This is a genomic window from Streptacidiphilus anmyonensis (genome assembly GCF_000787855.1).
GTDB lineage: Bacteria > Actinomycetota > Actinomycetes > Streptomycetales > Streptomycetaceae > Streptacidiphilus > Streptacidiphilus anmyonensis.
Genome location: NZ_BBPQ01000097.1, coordinates 1 through 1,912, shown reverse-complemented (window position 1 = coordinate 1,912; position 1,912 = coordinate 1). Strand labels below are relative to the sequence as shown.

The following is a 1,912-nucleotide window of genomic DNA, read 5'->3' as shown; positions in this document are numbered from 1 at the left end:
GGGGGGCGGTGGTCATGCGGGTCGTCGCCTTTCGGACGGGCGTCGTCGGGGCCCCGCGCCGCCGCCTGGTCAGGGCACGGGCGGCGGCGCGGGGAGTCGGAGCCGGGCGGATCAGCCGGAGACGGTGAGGCCCTGCTGCTTCATCTGGGCGATCGTCTTGGTCTGCACGGTGCCAAGGACGCTCGGCAGCGTCGCGCCGCCGGTCTCGGCCTGGCCGAGGCCGTCACCGAGGTCGGTGGAGGTCTGCGTCATGGTCGGGCCCCACTGCCAGGAGGTGTTGATGTGGGCGGTCTCGGCGTTGAAGACGTCGTAGATCTTCTGGCCGCCGTAGAAGGGGTCGGCCGCGGACAGCGCCGCGTTGGTCAGCCCGGAGGTGGCGGCCGGATAGATGCCGGTCACCTTGATGAGGTTGGAGACGCTGGCGGCGTCGGTGCTCATCCAGACGGCGAACTCGGTGGCCTGCGCGGAGTGGGCGCAGCCCTTGAGGACCGCGGTGGCGGAGCCGCCGTCGTTGCCGTAGACGGGGTCGGCCGCGTCCCAGACCGGCATGGGGGCGACGGCCCACTTGCCGGAGGTGCCCGCCACGCTGGAGGCGATGATCGGCGCGTCCCAGACCGCGTTGACGTCCGAGAGGACCTTGCCGCTCGCCATGTCCTTGTAGAGCGACGGGTCGTAGCTCGGGTCGGTCTTGAGCAGCTTCTTGTCGAGCAGGCCCTGCCAGTAGGAGGCGACCTTCTGGTTGCCGGCGTTGTTCAGGCTGACCTGCCACTGCTGGTTCGCGGTGCCGAACCAGGGCGCGCCCGCCTGCCAGGCCAGGCCCGCGTAGTTGTAGGCGTCGTTGCCGAAGTCGCCCAGGTAGACGGTCGGGTCGGCGGCGTGCACCTTGGCCGCGTCGGCGGCGTACTGGTCCCAGGTGGCGGGGGGAGTGGTGATGCCGTACTTGGCGAACAGGTCCTTGCGGTACATCAGCGCCATCGGGGCGGTGTCGACCGGGATGCCGTAGGTGGCCCCGCCGATGCTGACCTGGTTCCAGGTCCAGGCCGCGAACTGCGACTTGGCGGAGGCGGCGGAGGACGTCACGTCCTGGAGGGCCCCGGCGGCGGCGAAGCTCGGCAGCGTCTCGTAGCCGACCTGGGCCAGACACGGGGCGTTCCCGGCCTTCACCGCCGTCAGCATCTTGGTGTAGCCGCCCTTGGAGCCCGGCGCGGTCTTGTCGAACCTGACCTGGATGTCCGGGTGGGACTTGTTCCACAGCGCCACGGACTGGTCGTAGCCGGGCGCCCAGCCCCAGAAGTCGAGGGTGACCGGCCCGGAGGCGGTGCTGCCGTCACCAGTCGAACCGGAGGCGGTGGAGCCGCTGCTGGAGCAGCCGGTGAGCGCCGTCGTGGCCACCAGGGCCACGGCGGCGGCCGCGAGAGAGGCGGTTCTGACCTTCACGTGCGTCTCCTCGGAAAGGGTGGGGCGAGGGCGGTGATTGATTCGGCTATTGTTTGAACTAACTCCTCTGAAGTCAAGGCTGGGCGAGCAGGAAACCAGGAGGGCGCGGGTGTGACCCACGCCCTAGTCACTCCGCGCCTTTGTCCCGTTTAGTTCCTTGCGTCACCCGCACGACCCACTCGGGCGGGTGCCTGCCCGACCTGCCCCGCACCACGAGGGAACCGCGCCGTGACCACCGGAGAAGCCGTGACCACCGGAGAAGGCGTCGCACTCGACCACCACGCCGGCCGCACCGACCACCACACCGCGGCGACCCCCGCGACCACCCCGCCCGACGCCGGGCCGGTGGGCGCCACCCGCGTCGCCCGCCGGGCCGTGGCCAGTCACCGGGCCCCGCGACGCCACCGCCCGGTGCGGGTCGCCGCCGCGGGCGGGCTCGTCGCCGTCGCAGCCGGGATCGTCATCGCCGTGACGC

2 protein-coding genes are annotated in these 1,912 nt (G+C 71.5%); one reads left to right on the top strand and one right to left on the bottom strand.

Annotated features, from left to right (window positions below; all coding sequences use genetic code 11):
* Positions 1 to 111: 111 nt before the first annotated feature.
* Positions 112 to 1,437, bottom strand: a complete 1,326-nt coding sequence (locus TR50_RS39220; protein WP_042434210.1) for an extracellular solute-binding protein — start codon at positions 1,435 to 1,437, stop codon at positions 112 to 114.
* Positions 1,438 to 1,683: 246 nt separating this feature from the next.
* Between TR50_RS39220 and TR50_RS39215 the strand changes: the two genes are divergently transcribed.
* Positions 1,684 to 1,912, top strand: a 229-nt coding sequence (locus tag TR50_RS39215; RefSeq protein WP_236654781.1) for a hypothetical protein, incomplete at its 3' end; no start/stop codon positions are given.